Raw genomic sequence first — 20,140 nt, forward strand, 5'->3', positions numbered from 1 at the left:
TTGTTCGCTGGTTAAGTGGCTCATTATTTACAACTTTGGTCAGGAGCAAATAAAGAACATTTATTCCATTCGAGAGAGAGGGCTTTTTAAAAGTCCTTTCTTTTGAAAAAATGTCTTTACATACACCCTAAAAGTTGCATTAGTTAATTGAATCTAGTAAATGAATGATGCCTTTGATGCTAATAATCTTAAGCGTTTACATGATGATATGATGGGAAAAAGATTTAGCTTAAGTTTATATCTTGACATATGAAGGATATCCAACACTATTTTATCGCACTGCGAAGGATGGCTGAACAAAACAAAAATGAACAATCTAATCCGGATTCATAGTAATGAAGCTATCGGGAAAACATCAATTTTGTGTAGCGATTCCGATAAAAATATTGTTCGCAGAAATGGGAATAATGAAAACCTTGTTTTAATGTTTTACATTAACAATTCCTTATCATTTCAAGAAAGATAGATTCAAACGAATTGGTTCGATGCTAAAATCAAAGAATTCATTGTAAATTCAATTTGGTTGCAAACAAATCAAGCAGAAAAACGGGTAAAAATTTAGTGTAAACCAAACGGATATTCTTTTTAGTCAATCAATAGGTAATCCGATAACATTATTAAAACTGTCTGTAAAGATAGGCTTACGTTTTTTCTCTAGTTTTAAATTTGGACATTCGATGCTTGACTTAAATTAACAGAATTCAATTGACAAAACTCGCATACTCCATTTAGACTGTACAATTTTTTCAAATGGCGTTTATAAATAGTACTTTTGCAAACTATTTATACAAATATGGGCTTTTTAGAAGAAATACAACGCAGAAGAACTTTCGGGATTATCTCACATCCTGATGCCGGAAAAACAACACTTACTGAAAAACTCCTCCTTTTTGGTGGTGCAATTCAGGAAGCAGGTGCTGTAAAAAACAACAAAATAAAAAAAGGCGCTACCAGTGACTTTATGGAAATTGAACGCCAAAGAGGAATTTCGGTTTCTACTTCGGTTTTAGCGTTTAATTATAAAGACAAGAAAATAAACATTCTCGATACTCCGGGACACAAGGATTTTGCCGAAGATACTTTTAGAACTTTGACTGCTGTTGATAGTGTTATAGTTGTAATTGACGTTGCCAAAGGTGTTGAGGAACAAACAGAGAAATTGGTGGCCGTTTGTAGGATGCGAAAAATTCCTATTATTGTATTCATCAATAAATTAGACCGAGAAGGAAAAGACGCTTTTGACTTGATGGATGAAGTGGAACAAAAACTGGGTTTAAAGGTCACTCCGCTAAGTTTCCCGATAGGAATGGGTTATGATTTTCAAGGAATTTATAATTTATGGGAACAAAATATCAACTTATTTAGTGGCGACAGCCGTAAAAATATTGAAGAAACAATTGCTTTCTCTGATGTTGAAAATCCAGAATTAGAGAAAATTATTGGTCAAAAACCTGCTGACAGATTACGTGAAGAATTAGAACTGATAGATGAAGTATATCCAAAATTTGATCGTCAGGATTATTTGGACGGAAAACTACAACCTGTATTTTTTGGTTCTGCTTTAAATAATTTTGGAGTTAGAGAATTATTGGATTGTTTTGTTCAAATTGCCCCTTCACCAAGACCAAAAGATTCTGAAACACGACTAGTAGATCCTAAGGAAGAAAAAATGACTGGATTTGTTTTTAAAATCCATGCTAATATGGATCCAAAACACAGAGACCGTCTCGCTTTCATAAAAATTGTATCTGGAACTTTTGAAAGAAATAAACCTTATTATCACGTACGTCAAAAAAAGAATTTAAAATTCTCCAGTCCAAATGCTTTCTTTGCTGAAAAGAAAGAAATCGTTGACATCTCCTATCCTGGTGATATTGTTGGTTTACATGACACTGGAAATTTCAAAATCGGGGATACGTTAACGGAAGGAGAAATCATGAGTTTCAAAGGAATTCCAAGTTTCTCACCGGAACATTTCCGATATATTAATAACGCAGATCCAATGAAGGCCAAACAACTGGACAAAGGAATTGATCAGTTGATGGATGAAGGTGTGGCGCAATTATTCACTTTGGAAATGAACAACAGAAAAATCATTGGAACAGTTGGTGCACTTCAATATGAGGTTATCCAATATCGTTTAGAACATGAATATGGCGCCAAATGTACCTATGAAAACTTTCCCGTGCATAAAGCATGTTGGGTAAAACCAAACGATCTAAAAAGTGAAGAATTTAAAGAATTTAGAAGAATCAAACAAAAATTCTTGGCGCATGATAAATACGGACAATTAGTATTTTTAGCTGATTCTGATTTCACGATTCAAATGACGCAAAATAAATATCCAAATGTGAAATTATATTTTACTTCGGAATTTGAATAGTTTTAAGTAAAAAAAATAATTTTTGGATGATAATATGTTTTTTTAAAATTAAAGTAAAAAAACTGCACAAAAAAAACGCTAACTTAAAAATTAGCGTTTTTTTTATGTCTTTAAAAAATGGATTTGCATTAAGCGACCATACTCTCCAAGTTCACTGCTTTTTTCAAAAAAGCTTTGATTAACAAACGATTTGGTGCTGTTCCTGAAGTAATAACTTGTTTTTTGGTATTTGTTCCTTCAGAATATATTGTACTGTTTGGATCTTGTTTAGAACCCATAAACCATAATACAAAGTTCATAGTATTTGAAGTAGAAACTGCTGAAACATTATCCTGTCTGGTAGCACTATCTGTTACTTCAATTGTGTTTATATCAGCTAGATTTTTCGTAGTTTGTGCAAAAGTAAAAGTATTAGATACTAAGATAAAAACAAATAACATGAAGCCATTCAATGCGACCTTCTTATTTGCTTTTAAAGAAAAATATTTCATTACGTTTCGTTTTTATAGTGTAAATAGAATTTATTTATCTATTTCGAGTGCGAAAGTATATTATTCATAAGCCATCTAAAAATATTTTCGATGAAGCGCCATTATAATCGTTTAAAGTACAAATTTGTTGTTTACACCGAAGATTTAGTAGTGAATTAATGTTGTCACACTACATAAACACCGAAATTTAGAGCGGTACGATATGGGGAGAACCCGGGCAATATCTAAGTATTAACTGAATGAATAGTACAATAGTTAATTTAACACTTATTGGTAAGTGCTAAATTAAAAAGGATGTACAAACTTATATTTAATTTGTATAAAGTTGAAAAATCATTTCGAATAACGGGTGTGTCAAATTTTAAAAAATTGAAAAGCATCAACAATTTGTCTCATTCAAGTGTAGCTTATCAATAAAAAAGGCTCCATTTCTGGAGCCTTTTAAAAATATTATGCTTGTCCCGCAGGACCAAAATTAAGCGGAATCGGAGCTTGTTCAGTGTCTTTTATTTCGCCATGAGCGACTTCAAAACGATGAATATTTTCTCCAATTGCTTTTAGCAATCTTTTAGCATGTTGCGGCGTCAAGACGATTCTTGATTTCACCTTTGCTTTAGGAATACCTGGCATGATACTTACAAAATCTAAAACAAACTCTGATGATGAGTGATTAATTATTGCTAAGTTGGAATAAATTCCTTCTGCAATTTTTTCATCCAACTCAATATTAATCTGCTCTTGTTGTTGATTAGAATTACTCATCTTAATAAATATATTCTTCTTTGTTAGCCATCATGTCATTGTAATCTTCTTTCGAACCTACAATTGTATTGTCATATTCTCTCATACCCGTTCCGGCAGGGATTCTATGTCCTACAATTACATTCTCTTTCAATCCTTCTAGGTAATCGATTTTACCTGCAACAGCAGCTTCATTCAATACTTTAGTGGTTTCTTGGAAAGATGCAGCAGAAATAAACGATTTAGTTTGAAGCGACGCTCTTGTAATACCTTGTAAAACTGGTGTTGCTGTTGCAGTAACAACATCACGAGCCACGACAAGATTTTTATCTGTACGTTTCAATAAAGAATTTTCATCACGCAACTCACGAGGCGTAATAATTTGTCCTTCTTTTAATGCACTAGAATCTCCAGCATCTTCAACCACTTTCATACCGTATAATTTATCATTTTGAACAATAAAATCTTTAGTATGAATCAATTGATCTTCTAAGAATAAAGTATCGCCTGGATCTTGTACTCTTACTTTACGCATCATTTGACGTATTACTACTTCAAAGTGTTTGTCGTTGATTTTTACCCCTTGTAAACGGTATACTTCTTGAATTTCATTTACCAAATACTGTTGAACAGCTGCTGGTCCTTGAATTCTTAAAATATCATCCGGAGTAATTGCACCGTCAGATAAAGGCACCCCTGCTCTTACGAAGTCATTTTCCTGAACTAGAATTTGGCTTGATAATTTAACCAAGTATTTTCTAACATCACCAAATTTAGATTCGATAACAATCTCACGGTTACCTCTTTTGATTTTTCCAAAAGAAACGACACCATCAATTTCAGAAACAACAGCTGGGTTTGAAGGATTACGAGCTTCTAACAACTCTGTAATTCTTGGTAAACCTCCAGTAATATCTCCTGATTTAGAAGAACGACGCGGGATTTTTACCAATACTTTACCTGCTTTAATTTTCTCACCGTTTTCAACCATCAAGTGGGCTCCAACTGGTAAGTTATAAGAACGAATCAATTCATTGTCTTTACCGTAAACCAATAAAGTTGGAATTAATTTTTTAGCTCTGGATTCAGAAATTACTTTTTCTTGGAAACCAGTTTGCTCATCAATTTCGACCATGAATGATTGACCTTGTTCTAATTCTTCGTAAGCAATTTTACCGGTAAATTCAGAAACGATAACTCCATTATAAGGATCCCATTTACAAATCACATCTCCTTTAACTACAGATTGTCCGTCTTTAACGAAGATACTAGAACCGTAAGGAATGTTATTAGTACTTAATAAGATACCTGTTCTTTCATCGATTAATTTCAACTCAGTAGAACGAGATACTACAATATCAACTGCATTACCTTCACTATCTTCTCCTTTTACTGTTTTTAAATCTTCAATTTCCAGTTTACCATTAAATTTGGTAACAATACTAGATTCTTCAGAAATACCACCCGCAACCCCACCAACGTGGAATGTACGTAATGTCAACTGTGTTCCAGGCTCTCCAATAGATTGTGCTGCAATTACACCAACTGCTTCACCTCTTTGTGTCATTTTACCAGTAGCTAAATTTCTACCGTAACATTTTGCACAAATACCTTTTAACGCTTCACAAGTTAACGGAGAACGAACTTCTACTTTTTCGATAGGAGAAGCATCAATTGCTTTCATTATAACTTCTGTGATTTGCTCCCCGGAACGAATTATAATTTCACTGTTCAAAGGATTAACTAAATCTTGTAGAACTACACGTCCTAAAATTCTTTCTCCTAAAGTTTCAACTATTTCCTCATTCTTTTTCAATGCCGATACTTCAACACCTCTAAGTGTACCACAATCATCGATATTAACGATAACATCTTGAGATACATCATGCAATCTTCTTGTTAAATATCCTGCATCGGCCGTTTTCAAAGCCGTATCGGCAAGACCTTTACGAGCTCCGTGAGTAGAAATAAAGTACTCAAGGATAGAAAGACCTTCTTTAAAGTTAGAAAGAATTGGGTTTTCAATAATTTCACCACCACCAGCAGTAGATTTTTTTGGCTTAGCCATCAAACCACGCATACCGGTTAACTGACGAATTTGTTCTTTGGAACCCCTTGCTCCAGAATCAAGCATCATATACACTGAGTTGAAACCTTGTTGGTCTTCTCTAATGTTTTTCATTGCTAACTCTGTCAATTGAGCATTTGCTGAAGTCCATACATCAATAACTTGGTTGTAACGTTCGTTATTGGTAATAAGACCCATGTTATAATTCGCAGAAATACCTTGAACTTGTTCTCTGGCGTCTGCAATTAATTTAGGTTTTTGATCTGGAATTCTAATATCACCAAGAGAGAATGACAATCCACCTTTGAAAGCAAATTTATAACCCATGTCTTTCATATTATCCAAGAAAGCCGCAGTTGTAGGTACATCGGTAGCGCTTAAAACGTGTCCGATAATATCTCTAAGGTTTTTCTTAGTCAATACATCATTGATATATCCAGCTGCTTCCGGTACTACTTCATTAAATAATACACGACCTGCAGTTGTTTTAATAATCTGGTAAACTAAATCACCAGCTTCATTAAAATGTTTTGCTCTAATTTTTACAGAAGCATTCAATTCTAATCTACCTTCATTCAAAGCAATATTTACTTCTTCAGCAGAATAAAAAGTGATTCCTTCTCCTAAAATCTTAAGCTCAGGAGTTGACAAACGTTCTTTGGTCATATAATATAGACCCAAAACCATATCCTGAGAAGGTACCGTGATTGGAGCACCATTTGCAGGATTCAGAATATTGTGAGAACCCAACATTAATAGTTGTGCTTCCAAAATAGCTTCTGGTCCTAAAGGCAAGTGAACTGCCATCTGATCCCCATCAAAATCCGCATTAAATGCAGTACAAACTAAAGGGTGCAATTGGATTGCTTTTCCTTCAATTAATTTTGGTTGGAAAGCTTGAATACCTAATCTGTGCAAAGTAGGAGCACGATTCAGTAATATTGGATGCCCTTTGATTACATTTTCAAGGATATCCCAAACTACTGGCTCTTTCTTATCTATTATTTTTTTAGCTGATTTTACAGTTTTTACGATTCCTCTTTCTATCAATTTACGGATAACGAAAGGTTTGTATAATTCTGCTGCCATATCTTTTGGGATACCACATTCAGATAATTTCAATTCAGGTCCAACAACAATTACAGAACGAGCAGAATAATCCACACGTTTTCCAAGTAAATTTTGACGGAAACGTCCTTGTTTACCTTTAAGGGAATCAGATAAAGATTTTAATGGTCTGTTAGATTCTGTTTTTACTGCAGAAGCTTTACGCGTATTATCGAAAAGTGAATCTACAGATTCCTGCAACATACGTTTCTCATTTCTTAAGATAACTTCTGGAGCTTTGATCTCCATTAATCTTTTCAAACGGTTGTTACGTATAATTACACGACGGTATAAATCATTTAAATCTGAAGTTGCAAAACGACCTCCATCAAGTGGCACAAGCGGACGTAATTCTGGTGGAATAACCGGTACCACTTTCATAATCATCCATTCCGGACGATTCTCACGGTTCAAGTTAGACTCACGGAAAGATTCAACAACTTGCAATCTTTTCAGCGCTTCAGTTTTACGTTGTTTAGACGTTTCATTGTTAGCATTGTGTCTCAATTGATAAGACAATGCATCAAGATCAATTCTTGCCAATAAATCCATAATACACTCTGCTCCCATTTTGGCAACAAATTTATTAGGATCAAAATCATCAAGATACTGATTGTCAGCAGGAAGCGTATCTAAAATATTTAAATATTCTTCTTCTGTCAAAAAGTCTAATCTTTGTAATGACTCCCCTTCTGCATTTTTAGCAATACCAGCTTGGATTACTACGTATCTTTCGTAGTAAATAATCATATCTAATTTCTTAGATGGAAGACCCAGGATATAACCAATTTTGTTAGGAAGAGAACGGAAATACCAAATATGAGCAATTGGTACAACAAGATTGATGTGACCTACTCTGTCTCTACGTACTTTTTTCTCAGTAACTTCAACACCACAACGGTCACAGATGATTCCTTTGTAACGAATTCTTTTGTATTTGCCACAAGCACATTCAAAATCTTTTACTGGTCCGAAAATACGTTCACAGAAAAGTCCATCACGCTCCGGTTTGTGCGTTCTGTAGTTAATAGTTTCAGGTTTCAATACTTCACCTCTTGATTCTTTCAAAATCGATTCAGGAGAAGCAAGTCCTATTGAGATTTTATTAAACCTTTTTATAGGGTTTTTATCTTTATTGTTATTATTTCTATTATTCATCATAGCTTTTACTATTGATTTATTTGCAATTAAAAAATTAATTTTATTTCAGTCTTAAAGTCAAATGTCATAAAGTTTTTAAAGCCACGGATGACTTTAGACTTTAGACTTTCAACCTTTTGACTTAAACATGACCTCGAATTACTTCTCTAAACTTCAAATAAAAATTTTGAAGTGCTATTTACAAAACCTATTAGGTCTTGGTAAAAAATCGGAACGGTTTACGGGTATAAATCCTAAAAACTCTTTTAAAAAAGTGTTCAGTATTCAGAATTTAGTGTTCAGTTTAACACTGATTACTAAATACTGAACACTGACTACTAAACTTCTATTCTTCTAAACGAATGTCAAGTCCAAGACCTTTCAATTCATGCATTAATACATTGAATGATTCCGGTAATCCTGGTTCCGGCATAGATTCACCCTTAACGATTGCTTCGTAAGTTTTTGCTCTACCGATAACATCATCTGACTTCACAGTCAAGATTTCTCTTAGCGTACTTGATGCTCCATAAGCTTCAAGTGCCCAAACCTCCATCTCACCAAAACGCTGACCTCCAAATTGAGCTTTACCTCCAAGTGGTTGTTGTGTAATCAATGAGTATGGACCTATAGAACGTGCGTGCATTTTATCGTCAACCATGTGACCAAGTTTCAACATGTAGATAACTCCTACTGTTGCCGCTTGATGGAAACGCTCTCCTGTACCACCATCATATAAATATGTATGTCCAAAACGTGGTATTCCAGCTTCATCAGTCAATTCATTAATTTGATCTAAAGTTGCTCCATCAAAAATTGGTGTAGCAAATTTTCTACCCAAGTTTTGTCCAGCCCAACCAAGTACCGTTTCATAAATTTGTCCAATGTTCATACGTGAAGGTACACCTAACGGGTTCAACACGATATCAACTGGCGTTCCATCTTCAAGGAAAGGCATGTCTTCATGACGAACGATACGAGCAACGATACCTTTGTTACCGTGACGTCCCGCCATTTTATCCCCAACTTTCAGTTTACGCTTTTTAGCAATATATACTTTCGCTAATTTCAAGATTCCTGCTGGCAATTCATCTCCAACAGTAATAGTGAATTTCTCTCTACGTAATGCACCTTGTAAATCGTTCAATTTAATTTTATAGTTATGAATCAAATCATTAACCATTTTATTAGCTGCGTCATCTGCAACCCATTGACCTTTACTTAAATGAGCAAAATCTTCAACAGCATATAGCATTTTTTGAGTGTATTTTTTACCTTTTGGTAAAACTTCCTCACCCAAATCATTCATTACACCTTGAGATGTTTTTCCGTTTACGATCAAGAACAGTTTCTCTACTAATTTGTCTTTTAATTCAACAAATTTAACTTCAAACTCCATTTCAAGTGCCCCTAAAGCATCCTTATCCTGAGTACGTTTACGTTTATCTTTAACCGCTCTTGCGAACAATTTTTTGTCTAAAACAACACCATGTAAAGAAGGAGAAGCTTTTAATGAAGCATCTTTTACATCACCTGCTTTATCCCCAAAGATTGCACGAAGCAATTTCTCTTCCGGAGTAGGATCTGATTCCCCTTTTGGAGTGATTTTTCCGATCAGAATGTCCCCAGGTTTTACCTCGGCTCCAATTCTAATCATACCATTTTCATCTAGATCTTTGGTAGCTTCTTCAGAAACGTTCGGTATGTCGTTCGTTAATTCTTCGTTACCTAACTTAGTATCTCTAACTTCTAATGAATAATCATCCACGTGAATAGAAGTAAAAATATCGTCACGAACTACTTTTTCAGAAATTACAATCGCATCCTCGAAGTTGTATCCTTTCCATGGCATAAAGGCAACTTTTAGGTTTCTACCTAAAGCCAATTCACCATTTTGAGTCGCATACCCTTCTGATAATACTTGACCAGGAACTACTCTATCCCCTTTTCTTACGATAGGTTTAAGGTTGATACTTGTACCTTGATTGGTTTTTCTAAATTTAATTAGATTGTATGTTTTCTCATCTGGCTCAAAACTCACCATTCTTTCTTCTTCAGAACGATCGTATTTGATAGTGATGATATTTGCGTCTACATACTCTATAACTCCATCTCCTTCAGCATTAATCAATACTCTAGAATCAGATGCTACTTGACGCTCTAAACCAGTTCCAACAATTGGAGCTTCAGGACGAATTAATGGTACGGCCTGACGCATCATGTTAGATCCCATCAATGCTCTATTCGCATCATCATGCTCCAAGAAAGGAATCAATGAAGCCGAGATAGAAGCAATTTGATTTGGAGCAACATCAGTGTAATCTACACGTGTTGGTTCAATTACCGGGAAATCACCTTCTTGACGCGCAATTACGTCTTCGGCAGTAATTTTTCCAGTAGCATCCATTTGGATGTTTGCTTGAGCAATCATCATTCCCTCTTCTTCTTCTGCGCTTAAGTATACCGGAGTAGAAACTAAATCTACAGTTCCGTTAGTTACTTTACGATAAGGTGTTTCAATGAAACCCATTCCGTTTACTTTAGCATAAACACCAAGAGATGAAATCAAACCAATATTTGGTCCCTCTGGAGTTTCAATTGGACATAAGCGTCCGTAATGCGTATAGTGAACGTCACGTACCTCAAATCCTGCTCTTTCTCTCGAAAGTCCACCTGGTCCTAGTGCAGATAATCTTCTTTTGTGCGTAATCTCAGCAAGTGGATTCGTTTGATCCATAAATTGAGACAACTGGTTTGTTCCAAAGAAAGAGTTGATAACAGATGACAATGTTTTTGCATTAATCAAATCTATTGGCGTAAACACCTCGTTATCTCTAACGTTCATTCTCTCGCGAATAGTTCTTGCCATACGCGCTAAACCAACACCAAACTGCTGAGACAATTGTTCTCCAACTGTTCTAACACGACGGTTTGATAAGTGATCAATATCATCAATCTCTGCTTTAGAGTTGATCAATTCAATCAAATATTTCACAATGGTTATGATATCTTCTTTGGTCAAGACTTGCTTTTCCATTGGAGTATCCAACCCTAATTTTTTATTTATTCTGTAACGACCTACTTCACCTAAGTTGTAACGTTGATCAGAGAAAAATAATTTATCAATGATCCCACGAGCTGTTTCTTCATCAGGCGGTTCAGCGTTACGCAGTTGTCTGTAGATATGTTCAACAGCCTCTTTTTCAGAGTTTGTTGGATCTTTTTGTAGCGTATTGTGAATGATCGCATAATCACCTTGATTAGCATCTTCTTTATGCAACAAAATAGATTTAACGTTAGAATCAATGATTTCTTCCACATTATCTTTGTCGATAATAGTATCTCTATCAAGGATTATTTCGTTACGTTCGATAGAAACTACTTCACCAGTATCTTCATCCACAAAATCTTCATGCCATGTATTCAATACACGAGCAGCTAATTTTCTACCGATATATTTTTTAAGACCTGTCTTAGAGACTTTAATTTCTTCAGCAAGATCAAAAATTTCTAGAATATCTTTATCTCTTTCAAAACCAATTGCTCTAAAAAGAGTAGTAACCGGTAATTTTTTCTTTCTATCGATATAAGCATACATTACGCTATTAATATCGGTAGAAAATTCTATCCAAGAACCTTTAAAAGGAATTACTCTGGCAGAATACAATTTTGTACCATTTGCATGGAATGATTGACCAAAGAAAACACCTGGAGATCTGTGTAATTGAGAAACAACTACACGCTCAGCACCATTAATAACAAATGTACCACTTGGTGTCATATAAGGAATTGTACCAAGATAAACATCTTGAACAATAGTTTCAAAATCCTCATGTTCTGGATCTGTACAATATAATTTTAGCCTTGCTTTTAAAGGCACACTATATGTTAAACCTCTTTCTATACATTCTTGAATTGTATAACGTGGTGGATCTACAAAATAATCAAGGAATTCTAATACAAAGTTATTTCTTGTATCGGTAATTGGGAAATTTTCCATGAAGGTATTGTAAAGCCCTTCGTCGCCTCTTTCGTCAGATTTGGTTTCTAATTGAAAAAAATCTTTAAACGATTTAACCTGAACATCAAGAAAATCTGGATAATCAGGAATATTTTTTGTTGAGGCAAAATTCAATCTTTCAGTCTGATTTGTTATCATCTATGGACAAAATTTTGATTAAAAAAGTAATTTTTTTGTACAAATATGGATTTATTTATACTTTTCTTTTACTACCATTACATCTTTAAAAACCAATTTAAGATAACTACTTTCTTATTATCTGTTAATTTTTTTTCCTCGTAATGGGTAAAATAAAACTGTTTTCAAAGACTACTATGTAAGTATACAAGGTAGACTTTTGTTATACGAAAAATGGTTTAGGTCATTGGGTGACTAAACCCAAGACCTAAACCTTATTCTTTAAACTGAGTTTAACTATTTTAGTTCAACAACAGCTCCAGCTTCTTCTAAAGATTTTTTAAGCCCTTCAGCTTCTTCTTTAGAAACACCTTCTTTAACATTGCTCGGTGCGCTATCAACTACATCTTTAGCTTCTTTCAAACCTAAACCTGTAAGTTCTTTCACTAATTTTACAACTGCTAATTTAGAAGAACCAGCTTCTTTCAATACAACTGTAAATTCTGTTTGAACTTCTTCAGCAGCAGCTTCACCACCACCTGAAACTACTACAGCTGCAGCAGCTGGTTCGATTCCGTACTCATCTTTTAATATTGTTGCTAATTCGTTAACTTCTTTTACTGTTAGGTTAACTAATTGTTCTGCGAATTGTTTCAAATCTGCCATTTTTTCTATCGTTTTAAAATGATTTGTAAAAATATAATTTATTTATTGTGCGCGTTTTTTAAATAAAATTAGAGTAAAACTCTATTTCTATTATGCTTCTACTTCTTCCGTAGCCTCTTCGCTTTTTGCGAATTGGTTTTGTAGAGCAGAAATAACTCTTTGTGCTGGTGACTGCAATAATCCAATAAGTTCGCCGATAAGCTCTTCTTTAGATTTGATAGTTGCTAATGCATCTAATTGATCATCTCCAATATAAATTTCAGAGTTAATATAAGCTCCTTTTAATACAGGTTTAGCTGATTTTTTTCTGAAATCCTTGATAATTTTACCAGGAGCGTTTGCTATCTCAGAAATGAATATAGCGCTATTACCCGTCAAAACTGAAGGTAAATCTCCATAATCATTAGCTGAAGCTTCCATAGCTTTTGAAAGCAAGGTATTTTTAACTACTTCTAATTTTATACCTGCTTTAAAGCAAGCTCTTCTCAAGTTTGAAGTTGATTCTGCATTCATTCCAGAAATATCAGATACATAAACAATGTTTGTACCAGCTAACTGTGCAGTTAAAACTTCAATCGCGATTGATTTTTCTTCTCTAGTCATACTAAAAATTTTTAACTACCAATTATACTGCTTTAGGATCCAATGCAATTGCAGGACTCATAGTGCTCGTTAGGTAAATACTTTTTATGTATGTTCCTTTAGCAGCAGTTGGCTTAAGTTTGATTAATGTTTGAATAATTTCGTGCGCATTGTCAACGATTTGCTCGATTCCAAAAGAAATTTTACCAATTCCTGCATGCACAATACCAGTTTTATCAACTTTAAAGTCAATTTTACCAGCTTTAACCTCTTGAACAGCTTTTGCAACATCCATAGTTACAGTACCTGTTTTAGGGTTTGGCATTAAACCTCTAGGTCCTAATATACGACCTAATGGACCTAATTTACCCATAACAGAAGGCATAGTGATGATAACATCAACATCTGTCCAACCGTCTTTAATTTTTTGCAAATAATCGTCAAGACCTACATAGTCTGCACCAGCTGCTAAAGCTTCCGCTTCTTTATCTGGAGTAACTAATGCTAACACTTTAACGTCTTTACCAGTTCCGTGAGGTAATGTTACCACACCTCTAACCATTTGATTCGCTTTTCTTGGATCTACACCCAAACGTACTGCGATATCAACAGACTCATCAAATTTTGCAGAAGCAACTACTTTTATTAATGCCGCAGCATCTTTCAGAGAATATAGTTTGTTCTTTTCAATTTTTGAAGCAGCCTCTTTTTGCTTTTTTGTCAATTTTGCCATGTCTTTCTCTTAATTAAAAAGGAGAATCTCCTGATACAGTTATACCCATAGACCTAGCGGTTCCAGCAATCATGCTCATAGCAGATTCGATTGTGAATGCATTTAAATCTACCATTTTATCTTCAGCAATTGCTTTGATAACGTCCCAAGTAACGCTTGCTACTTTTTTACGATTTGGTTCACCTGATCCTGACTTTAGCTTTGCAGCTTCCAATAACTGGACAGCAGCTGGAGGAGTTTTTACAACAAAATCAAATGATTTGTCTTTATACACAGTTATTTGTACTGGGCATATTTTGCCGGGTTTATCTTGAGTTCTAGCATTAAATTGCTTACAGAATTCCATGATGTTTACCCCAGCAGCTCCTAAAGCAGGTCCAACCGGTGGCGACGGATTCGCAGCACCTCCCTTAACTTGTAGTTTAACTACCTTACTAATTTCTTTAGCCATTTTTTAAAAAATTTAACACTACAATCAGTGGAAGCGATTGTAATGGATATTATAGATGTAACAAAAAATTATACTTTTTCAACTTGCATAAAACTCAACTCTAACGGTGTTTTTCTTCCGAAAATCTTGACCATTACTTCTAGCTTACGCTTTTCTTCATTAATTTTTTCAACAGTACCGTTAAATCCATTAAAGGGCCCATCAACAACCTTAATCGTCTCACCGATATTGAAAGGGATTGAACGAGTGTCTGTATTTACAGCCAACTCATCAACTTTACCTAACATTCTGTTTACTTCAGAAATTCTCAAAGGAACAGGCTCTCCACCTTTTATTTCACCTAAAAAACCAATAACACTTGTTATAGACTTGATAATGTGCGGTATTTCACCAATAAGATTCGCTTCAATCATAACATAACCAGGAAAATAAACTTTATCTTTTACGATTTTTTTTCCTTCTTTCACAGTAACGACTTTTTCAGTAGGAACTAAAACCTGCGAAACGTAATCTTCCATCCCTAATCTTGCGATTTCAGTTTCGATGTATGCTTTCACTTTATTCTCTTGTCCACTTACTGCCCTAACGACATACCACTTTTTAACATTATTATCTGCCATAATAAAAAGATTAAGCTTTTATCCAGTTAAAAAATCCAGCTAAAGCTTTTGCGAAAATTTCATCTACACCCCATGTTGCCAAGGCGAATAATACTGAAAAAACAGCAACAACAATCGTTAGACGTTGCACCTCAGGCCAAGCAGGCCAAGTTACATTTGACTTTAATTCCTCAAATGCTTCCGATAAGTAATTAACAACTTTTGTCATTATGATTTATTTTTTTGCACGGGCGGAGGGATTCGAACCCCCATCAACGGTTTTGGAGACCGCTATTCTACCCTTGAACTACGCCCGTTAGTTAAAAGCCAGCGATATTTCAGTTATGAAAATCAACTGGCTTTATATATTTTTTGAGATATTATCCTACAATCTCAGTTACTTGTCCAGCACCTACAGTTCTACCACCTTCACGGATAGCGAAACGTAAACCAACGCTCATTGCGATTGGGCTTAACAAAGCAACATTGATAGTTAAGTTATCTCCTGGCATTACCATCTCTACACCTTCTGGTAAAGTAATAACTCCTGTTACGTCAGTTGTACGTACGTAAAACTGTGGACGGTAGTTATTATGAAATGGCGTATGACGACCACCTTCTTCTTTTTTCAAGATATATACCTCAGCTTTGAAAGTAGCGTGTGGCTTAACTGAACCTGGCTTAATGATAACCATTCCTCTTTTGATAGATTCTTTATCAACACCACGTAACAATAAACCTACGTTATCTCCTGCTTCACCTCTATCAAGAATTTTACGGAACATCTCAACTCCAGTAATAGTAGAAGTCAATTTTTCAGCTCCCATACCAATGATTTCAACAGCATCACCTGTATTAGCAATTCCAGTCTCGATACGACCTGTAGCAACAGTTCCACGACCAGTAATTGTAAATACATCTTCAACCGGCATCAAAAATGGTTTTGCTGTATCACGAATTGGTTCTTCAATCCATGAATCACAAGCGGCCATTAATTCAATAATTTTTGGTACCCAAGTTGGATCACTATTCAATCCTCCAAGAGCAGACCCTTGAATAACTGGACAATTATCTCCATCATATTCATAGAAAGACAATAAGTCTCTGATTTCCATTTCAACAAGTTCCAATAATTCTTCGTCATCAACCATATCCACTTTATTCATGAATACTACCATTCTAGGAATACCTACTTGGCGACCTAAAAGAATGTGTTCACGTGTCTGTGGCATTGGCCCATCAGTAGCAGCTACAACAAGAATAGCACCGTCCATTTGAGCAGCACCAGTAACCATGTTTTTTACGTAATCCGCGTGACCAGGACAGTCAACGTGAGCGTAATGACGGTTTGCAGTTTCGTACTCAACGTGAGATGTGTTAATTGTAATACCTCTTTCTTTTTCTTCAGGTGCATTATCAATTTGATCAAATGATTTTGCTTGACAGTAACCAGCATCAGATAATACTTTAGTGATTGCTGCTGTTAATGTAGTTTTTCCGTGATCCACGTGCCCAATTGTACCAATGTTTAAGTGGGGCTTGTTACGGTTAAAGGTTTCCTTTGCCATTTTACTTAATTTTTAATCTTAGTTATATATTAATTTCTATTTCCTACTTACTTGAGCCAATGTCGGGAATTGAACCCGAGACCTCTTCCTTACCAAGGAAGCACTCTACCCCTGAGCTACACCGGCAGAGAATTCCGTTTAAACTATAAATGTTGAATTTTAAATTAATTTAAAAATATAATTCAACAATTAAGAGAGTACTAGTGGGGAGAGCAGGATTCGAACCTGCGAAGTTCACACAGCAGATTTACAGTCTGCCCTCGTTGGCCGCTTGAGTATCTCCCCTACTTTTTCTATCATCAAACCTTTACAGTCTTGAGCCGGCGGAGGGACTCGAACCCACGACCTGCTGATTACAAATCAGCTGCTCTAGCCAACTGAGCTACGCTGGCGAATCAATAAAAAAAGTCCGCTATTTCTAACGGACTGCAAATGTAGAGATTTTATCTCTCAATCAAAACATTTTTTTGAAAAAATTTACATTAAACATGAGAACTTATCTTTTCTTTTCTTTTTAACAACATTCGTTCTAAAGATTCTGCCGAAAGTTCCAAAGCCTCTTCAAAAGTTTTACACTGCTTTTTTACTAAAAAATCATCTCCGGGGACATTAATTTTCACTTCCGCAATTTTATTCTCTTTATCACTTGTCTTTTCAACTTTCAAAAAAACATCCGCTGACACGACTTTGTCATAGTACTTTTCTAACTTGTCCATTCTTTCTTGAACAAAATCTACTAGCTTTTTGTCAACAGTAAAGTTAACTGCATGAACACTTACCTTCATAATCACCTTTTTTAATTGTTACACATTATATCACTTCTGCCCTCTGGGATGGGCATCTTTGTGCACATTTTTAAGTTCTGACAAACTACTATGAGTATAAACCTGAGTAGACGCGAGACTGGAATGCCCTAATAATTCTTTAACTGAATTTAAATCTGCTCCATTATTTAATAAATGTGTCGCAAAAGTATGCCTCAGTATATGAGGACTCTTTTTTACTTTTTCAGAAACAACACTAAAGTTAGAATTTATTAATCGATACACAAAAGAATCATTTAATTTTAACCCTTTTTTGGTAAGAAAAAAATAATTATTATCAACAATATCCGACAGTAAAGTTCTTTCATATAAGTATAATGAAAACTGATCTGTAATTATTGATAAAACAGGAAGAATGCGCTCTTTGTTTCGCTTCCCCAACACTTTTATAGTACCACTCGATAAATTAATATTTGCTATTTGAAGATTAATCAATTCAGCTCTTCGCATTCCTGTCGTGTAAAATAAATCAATAATAAGCTTATTCCTGACCTCTTCAAATCCTATTGTATTTTGTATTTGATCCAGAACTGCCAGCACTTCCTTTTCAGAAAAAGGAATTTGTATAACCTTGGGAGTTTTGAGCGCTTTATGTTTTAAAAGCGGACTAACTCGTATTTGTTTCGTTTTTAATAGAAACTTGTAAAACGCTTTTAAGGAAGCTATCTTTCTATTCACCGAAACATTGGATACTGAATCATCAACTAATGAAACTATCCAATTTCTAATTTGACCGTAATGAACCTGATCAATATTTTCCTGATCAAAATGGAGCTTATTAAACGATTCAAAAGAATTAATATCTTTACAATACGCCGTTATTGTATGTGAGGAATATTTTTTCTCTAAGCAGAGATAATCTCGAAATGCATCTTTATTTGTAGACATAAAAAAACCGTTAGCATCAAAGTTATAAAATTTTGATGACTAACGGTTTTTTATTTAATGGAATCGACTAACTTTCTAAGTTATCTCTCATATTTTGGATATAAGCCGCTTTTTGAATTTTGATTCTATTAGTAACTGAAGGCTTAATAAAAGCAGTACGTGCTCTTAATTGACGTACAGTTCCTGTTTTATCAAATTTTCTTTTGTAACGTTTTAACGCTCTATCGATATTTTCTCCGTCTTTAATTGGTATAATTAACATAATATAGACACCCCCTTTCTTTAAGTATGCAAAAGTAGATAAATTTTTGAATTTTTAGTTATGAATTGCTAATTTATTTTGAACGTGCTTGCAAAACATCAATTCCGTAACACGATTACGTTTTCATTTACTCTCAGGCATTCGCTGCAATCTTTTCCGTAGCGACGCACCTGTAAAGGATTTCCACTACTATTTTCGGCACAAAAAAAGAGTCAAAAAATAAATTGACTCTTTTTTTTCTTTATTAAAACCCACTTTATTGAGCCTAAAGCATCATGTTACGAAAAACTTATTCGCTTTTGATATAATTGTTTTAAGGCCAAACTACTTTACTGCAGGCTCGTAATTCTGATTATCAATAATCATTTTTCCTAAAATCTCTTTAAGAATTTCTGAAGTTCCTCCGCCTATTGGTCCTAAACGACTGTCTCTAAACAAACGTGCTAATGGATACTCCTCCATGTAACCATAACCACCTAACATTTGTAAACAGCTATAAATAGCCTCATCTGCAACTTTAGTAGATTTTAGCTTAGCCATAGTCGCCTCCTTTACAACGTATTCTCCTTTGTCTAAACGAGCGACTGCGGCGTAGTTAAAAACCTTACAATGTTCTACCTCCGTTGCATGCTCAACAAGCGTATGTCTCAATGCTTGATACTTACTGATTTTTTTTCCGAAAGCTTCTCTATGAGACATGTAATCTATTGTATAATCTATCGCATATTCTCCTCTAGCATGCGCGTTTATCGCCATAATTAAACGCTCCAAAGCAAAATGCTGCATGATATAAGGAAATCCCTTCCCCTCTTCACCCATTAAGTTTTCTGCTGGAATCTCTACGTTATCAAATGCGATTTCAGCTGTATCGGATGCTCTCCAACCTAATTTATCTAACTTGACAGCCGATATACCTTTCAAACTGGTATCCATTAAAAATATGCTGATCCCTTTATTCCCAAGTTCAGGACTAGTTTTTGCAGCAACAATATAATAGTCTGCATAAACACCGTTTGTAATAAATGTTTTGGAACCATTAATAATATATTTATTTCCTTTTTTGACGGCATTAGTGCGCATCCCCGCAACATCACTACCTCCAAAAGGCTCTGAAATACATAAAGCACCTATTTTTTTTCCCGCGATACTTGGTATTAAGTAGTCTTGTTTTATTCTTTCGTCACCTTCTGCATTCAAATGGGTCATTGCTAAATATGCATGAGCCCACATTGCAGCAGCAAAACCTGACGACTTAATTTTTTGTAATTCTTCGAGAAAAATAACAGTGTAAAATAAATCTAGATCCAGACCGCCATAAGCCTCTGGATATGCAAGACCAAAATACCCCATCTCGCCAAATTTCTCCCAAATAAAACGGTCTATCGTACCTGTTTTTTCCCATTTTTCTATATGCGGAACAACTTCTTTCTGCAAAAAGTCTTTTAAACTTTCTCTAAATGCTTGGTGTTCTTCAGTGAAATAAATTGAATTCATATATT

General features: G+C 34.8%; 17 protein-coding genes and 4 tRNA genes. 2 read left to right on the plus strand and 19 right to left on the minus strand.

Going from position 1 to position 20,140, the window contains the following annotated elements; all coding sequences use genetic code 11:
• The first annotated feature begins 307 nt into the window (after nucleotides 1-307).
• Nucleotides 308-466, plus strand: coding sequence for a hypothetical protein (locus ACP7AT_RS09165; RefSeq protein ID WP_426064042.1), 159 nt, complete (start codon nucleotides 308-310; stop codon nucleotides 464-466).
• Nucleotides 467-793: 327 nt separating this feature from the next.
• A complete protein-coding gene (locus tag ACP7AT_RS09170; RefSeq protein ID WP_426064228.1) occupies nucleotides 794-2,383 on the plus strand; it encodes a peptide chain release factor 3 in 1,590 nt (529 codons plus the stop codon).
• A 128-nt stretch (nucleotides 2,384-2,511) separates the two neighbouring features.
• Here ACP7AT_RS09170 and ACP7AT_RS09175 read toward each other — a convergent pair whose 3' ends face one another.
• The 19 genes from ACP7AT_RS09175 to ACP7AT_RS09265 form a co-directional block, all read right to left on the minus strand.
• Nucleotides 2,512-2,874 carry a hypothetical protein gene (locus ACP7AT_RS09175; RefSeq protein WP_426064043.1) on the minus strand — a complete coding sequence of 121 codons (363 nt, stop codon included), beginning with the start codon at nucleotides 2,872-2,874 and terminating at the stop codon, nucleotides 2,512-2,514.
• A gap of 450 nt (nucleotides 2,875-3,324) precedes the next feature.
• A complete protein-coding gene (locus ACP7AT_RS09180; protein WP_073354716.1) occupies nucleotides 3,325-3,636 on the minus strand; it encodes a DUF3467 domain-containing protein in 312 nt (103 codons plus the stop codon).
• A 1-nt stretch (nucleotide 3,637) separates the two neighbouring features.
• Nucleotides 3,638-7,951, minus strand: coding sequence for a DNA-directed RNA polymerase subunit beta' (gene rpoC, locus ACP7AT_RS09185; protein WP_426064044.1), 4,314 nt, complete (start codon nucleotides 7,949-7,951; stop codon nucleotides 3,638-3,640).
• Between the two features lie 325 nt (nucleotides 7,952-8,276).
• A complete protein-coding gene (gene rpoB, locus ACP7AT_RS09190) occupies nucleotides 8,277-12,089 on the minus strand; it encodes a DNA-directed RNA polymerase subunit beta (protein ID WP_091202325.1) in 3,813 nt (1,270 codons plus the stop codon).
• Between the two features lie 276 nt (nucleotides 12,090-12,365).
• Entirely contained in the window at nucleotides 12,366-12,734 is a 369-nt protein-coding gene (rplL, locus tag ACP7AT_RS09195; protein ID WP_091202326.1) for a 50S ribosomal protein L7/L12, read from the minus strand.
• A 90-nt stretch (nucleotides 12,735-12,824) separates the two neighbouring features.
• Nucleotides 12,825-13,337: a 50S ribosomal protein L10 gene (gene rplJ / locus ACP7AT_RS09200; RefSeq protein ID WP_426064045.1), complete on the minus strand. Its 513-nt coding sequence runs from the start codon at nucleotides 13,335-13,337 to the stop codon at nucleotides 12,825-12,827.
• Between the two features lie 22 nt (nucleotides 13,338-13,359).
• Nucleotides 13,360-14,049, minus strand: coding sequence for a 50S ribosomal protein L1 (gene rplA / locus ACP7AT_RS09205; RefSeq protein WP_091202328.1), 690 nt, complete (start codon nucleotides 14,047-14,049; stop codon nucleotides 13,360-13,362).
• A gap of 13 nt (nucleotides 14,050-14,062) precedes the next feature.
• A complete protein-coding gene (gene rplK / locus ACP7AT_RS09210; RefSeq protein ID WP_035639405.1) occupies nucleotides 14,063-14,500 on the minus strand; it encodes a 50S ribosomal protein L11 in 438 nt (145 codons plus the stop codon).
• Nucleotides 14,501-14,568: 68 nt separating this feature from the next.
• Complete coding sequence (gene nusG / locus ACP7AT_RS09215; RefSeq protein WP_426064046.1) at nucleotides 14,569-15,120, minus strand: transcription termination/antitermination protein NusG; 552 nt, start codon at nucleotides 15,118-15,120, stop codon at nucleotides 14,569-14,571.
• A gap of 10 nt (nucleotides 15,121-15,130) precedes the next feature.
• Nucleotides 15,131-15,328: a preprotein translocase subunit SecE gene (gene secE, locus ACP7AT_RS09220; RefSeq protein WP_091202330.1), complete on the minus strand. Its 198-nt coding sequence runs from the start codon at nucleotides 15,326-15,328 to the stop codon at nucleotides 15,131-15,133.
• 17 nt (nucleotides 15,329-15,345) lie between these two features.
• Nucleotides 15,346-15,416: transfer RNA gene (locus tag ACP7AT_RS09225), tRNA-Trp, on the minus strand.
• Between the two features lie 63 nt (nucleotides 15,417-15,479).
• Nucleotides 15,480-16,667, minus strand: coding sequence for an elongation factor Tu (gene tuf, locus ACP7AT_RS09230; protein WP_091202331.1), 1,188 nt, complete (start codon nucleotides 16,665-16,667; stop codon nucleotides 15,480-15,482).
• Nucleotides 16,668-16,721: 54 nt separating this feature from the next.
• Nucleotides 16,722-16,793 (minus strand) — tRNA-Thr (locus ACP7AT_RS09235).
• A 78-nt stretch (nucleotides 16,794-16,871) separates the two neighbouring features.
• A tRNA-Tyr gene (locus tag ACP7AT_RS09240) sits at nucleotides 16,872-16,952 on the minus strand.
• Between the two features lie 33 nt (nucleotides 16,953-16,985).
• A tRNA-Thr gene (locus tag ACP7AT_RS09245) sits at nucleotides 16,986-17,059 on the minus strand.
• 90 nt (nucleotides 17,060-17,149) lie between these two features.
• Nucleotides 17,150-17,452, minus strand: coding sequence for a ribosome hibernation-promoting factor, HPF/YfiA family (hpf, locus tag ACP7AT_RS09250; protein ID WP_426064047.1), 303 nt, complete (start codon nucleotides 17,450-17,452; stop codon nucleotides 17,150-17,152).
• Nucleotides 17,453-17,482: 30 nt separating this feature from the next.
• Nucleotides 17,483-18,379 (minus strand): tyrosine-type recombinase/integrase, encoded by an 897-nt coding sequence (locus ACP7AT_RS09255; RefSeq protein ID WP_426064048.1) that lies wholly within the window; start codon nucleotides 18,377-18,379, stop codon nucleotides 17,483-17,485.
• A gap of 67 nt (nucleotides 18,380-18,446) precedes the next feature.
• On the minus strand, nucleotides 18,447-18,641 hold the full coding sequence (rpsU, locus tag ACP7AT_RS09260) for a 30S ribosomal protein S21 (RefSeq protein ID WP_035670421.1): 195 nt from the start codon (nucleotides 18,639-18,641) through the stop codon (nucleotides 18,447-18,449).
• A gap of 324 nt (nucleotides 18,642-18,965) precedes the next feature.
• Entirely contained in the window at nucleotides 18,966-20,135 is a 1,170-nt protein-coding gene (locus ACP7AT_RS09265) for an acyl-CoA dehydrogenase family protein (protein ID WP_426064049.1), read from the minus strand.
• Between the last annotated feature and the right edge of the window lie 5 nt (nucleotides 20,136-20,140).

The sequence above is a fragment of the Flavobacterium sp. DSP2-3-1 genome, assembly GCF_049896865.1.
In the GTDB taxonomy this organism is placed as follows: domain Bacteria; phylum Bacteroidota; class Bacteroidia; order Flavobacteriales; family Flavobacteriaceae; genus Flavobacterium.

What these genes read in the sequence shown, in the direction of transcription:
- rpoC (WP_426064044.1), bottom strand. Translation starts at nt 7,951, where the DNA reads ATGATGAATAATAGAAATAATAACAATAAAGATAAAAACCCTATAAAA.
- secE (WP_091202330.1), bottom strand. Translation starts at nt 15,328, where the DNA reads ATGACAAAAGTTGTTAATTACTTATCGGAAGCATTTGAGGAATTAAAG.
- tuf (WP_091202331.1), bottom strand. Translation starts at nt 16,667, where the DNA reads ATGGCAAAGGAAACCTTTAACCGTAACAAGCCCCACTTAAACATTGGT.
- rplK (WP_035639405.1), bottom strand. Translation starts at nt 14,500, where the DNA reads ATGGCTAAAGAAATTAGTAAGGTAGTTAAACTACAAGTTAAGGGAGGT.
- rplL (WP_091202326.1), bottom strand. Translation starts at nt 12,734, where the DNA reads ATGGCAGATTTGAAACAATTCGCAGAACAATTAGTTAACCTAACAGTA.
- hpf (WP_426064047.1), bottom strand. Translation starts at nt 17,452, where the DNA reads ATGAAGGTAAGTGTTCATGCAGTTAACTTTACTGTTGACAAAAAGCTA.
- ACP7AT_RS09180 (WP_073354716.1), bottom strand. Translation starts at nt 3,636, where the DNA reads ATGAGTAATTCTAATCAACAACAAGAGCAGATTAATATTGAGTTGGAT.
- nusG (WP_426064046.1), bottom strand. Translation starts at nt 15,120, where the DNA reads ATGGCAGATAATAATGTTAAAAAGTGGTATGTCGTTAGGGCAGTAAGT.
- ACP7AT_RS09265 (WP_426064049.1), bottom strand. Translation starts at nt 20,135, where the DNA reads ATGAATTCAATTTATTTCACTGAAGAACACCAAGCATTTAGAGAAAGT.
- ACP7AT_RS09165 (WP_426064042.1), top strand. Translation starts at nt 308, where the DNA reads ATGAACAATCTAATCCGGATTCATAGTAATGAAGCTATCGGGAAAACA.
- rpoB (WP_091202325.1), bottom strand. Translation starts at nt 12,089, where the DNA reads ATGATAACAAATCAGACTGAAAGATTGAATTTTGCCTCAACAAAAAAT.
- rpsU (WP_035670421.1), bottom strand. Translation starts at nt 18,641, where the DNA reads ATGTTAATTATACCAATTAAAGACGGAGAAAATATCGATAGAGCGTTA.
- rplJ (WP_426064045.1), bottom strand. Translation starts at nt 13,337, where the DNA reads ATGACTAGAGAAGAAAAATCAATCGCGATTGAAGTTTTAACTGCACAG.
- ACP7AT_RS09255 (WP_426064048.1), bottom strand. Translation starts at nt 18,379, where the DNA reads ATGTCTACAAATAAAGATGCATTTCGAGATTATCTCTGCTTAGAGAAA.
- rplA (WP_091202328.1), bottom strand. Translation starts at nt 14,049, where the DNA reads ATGGCAAAATTGACAAAAAAGCAAAAAGAGGCTGCTTCAAAAATTGAA.
- ACP7AT_RS09170 (WP_426064228.1), top strand. Translation starts at nt 794, where the DNA reads ATGGGCTTTTTAGAAGAAATACAACGCAGAAGAACTTTCGGGATTATC.
- ACP7AT_RS09175 (WP_426064043.1), bottom strand. Translation starts at nt 2,874, where the DNA reads ATGAAATATTTTTCTTTAAAAGCAAATAAGAAGGTCGCATTGAATGGC.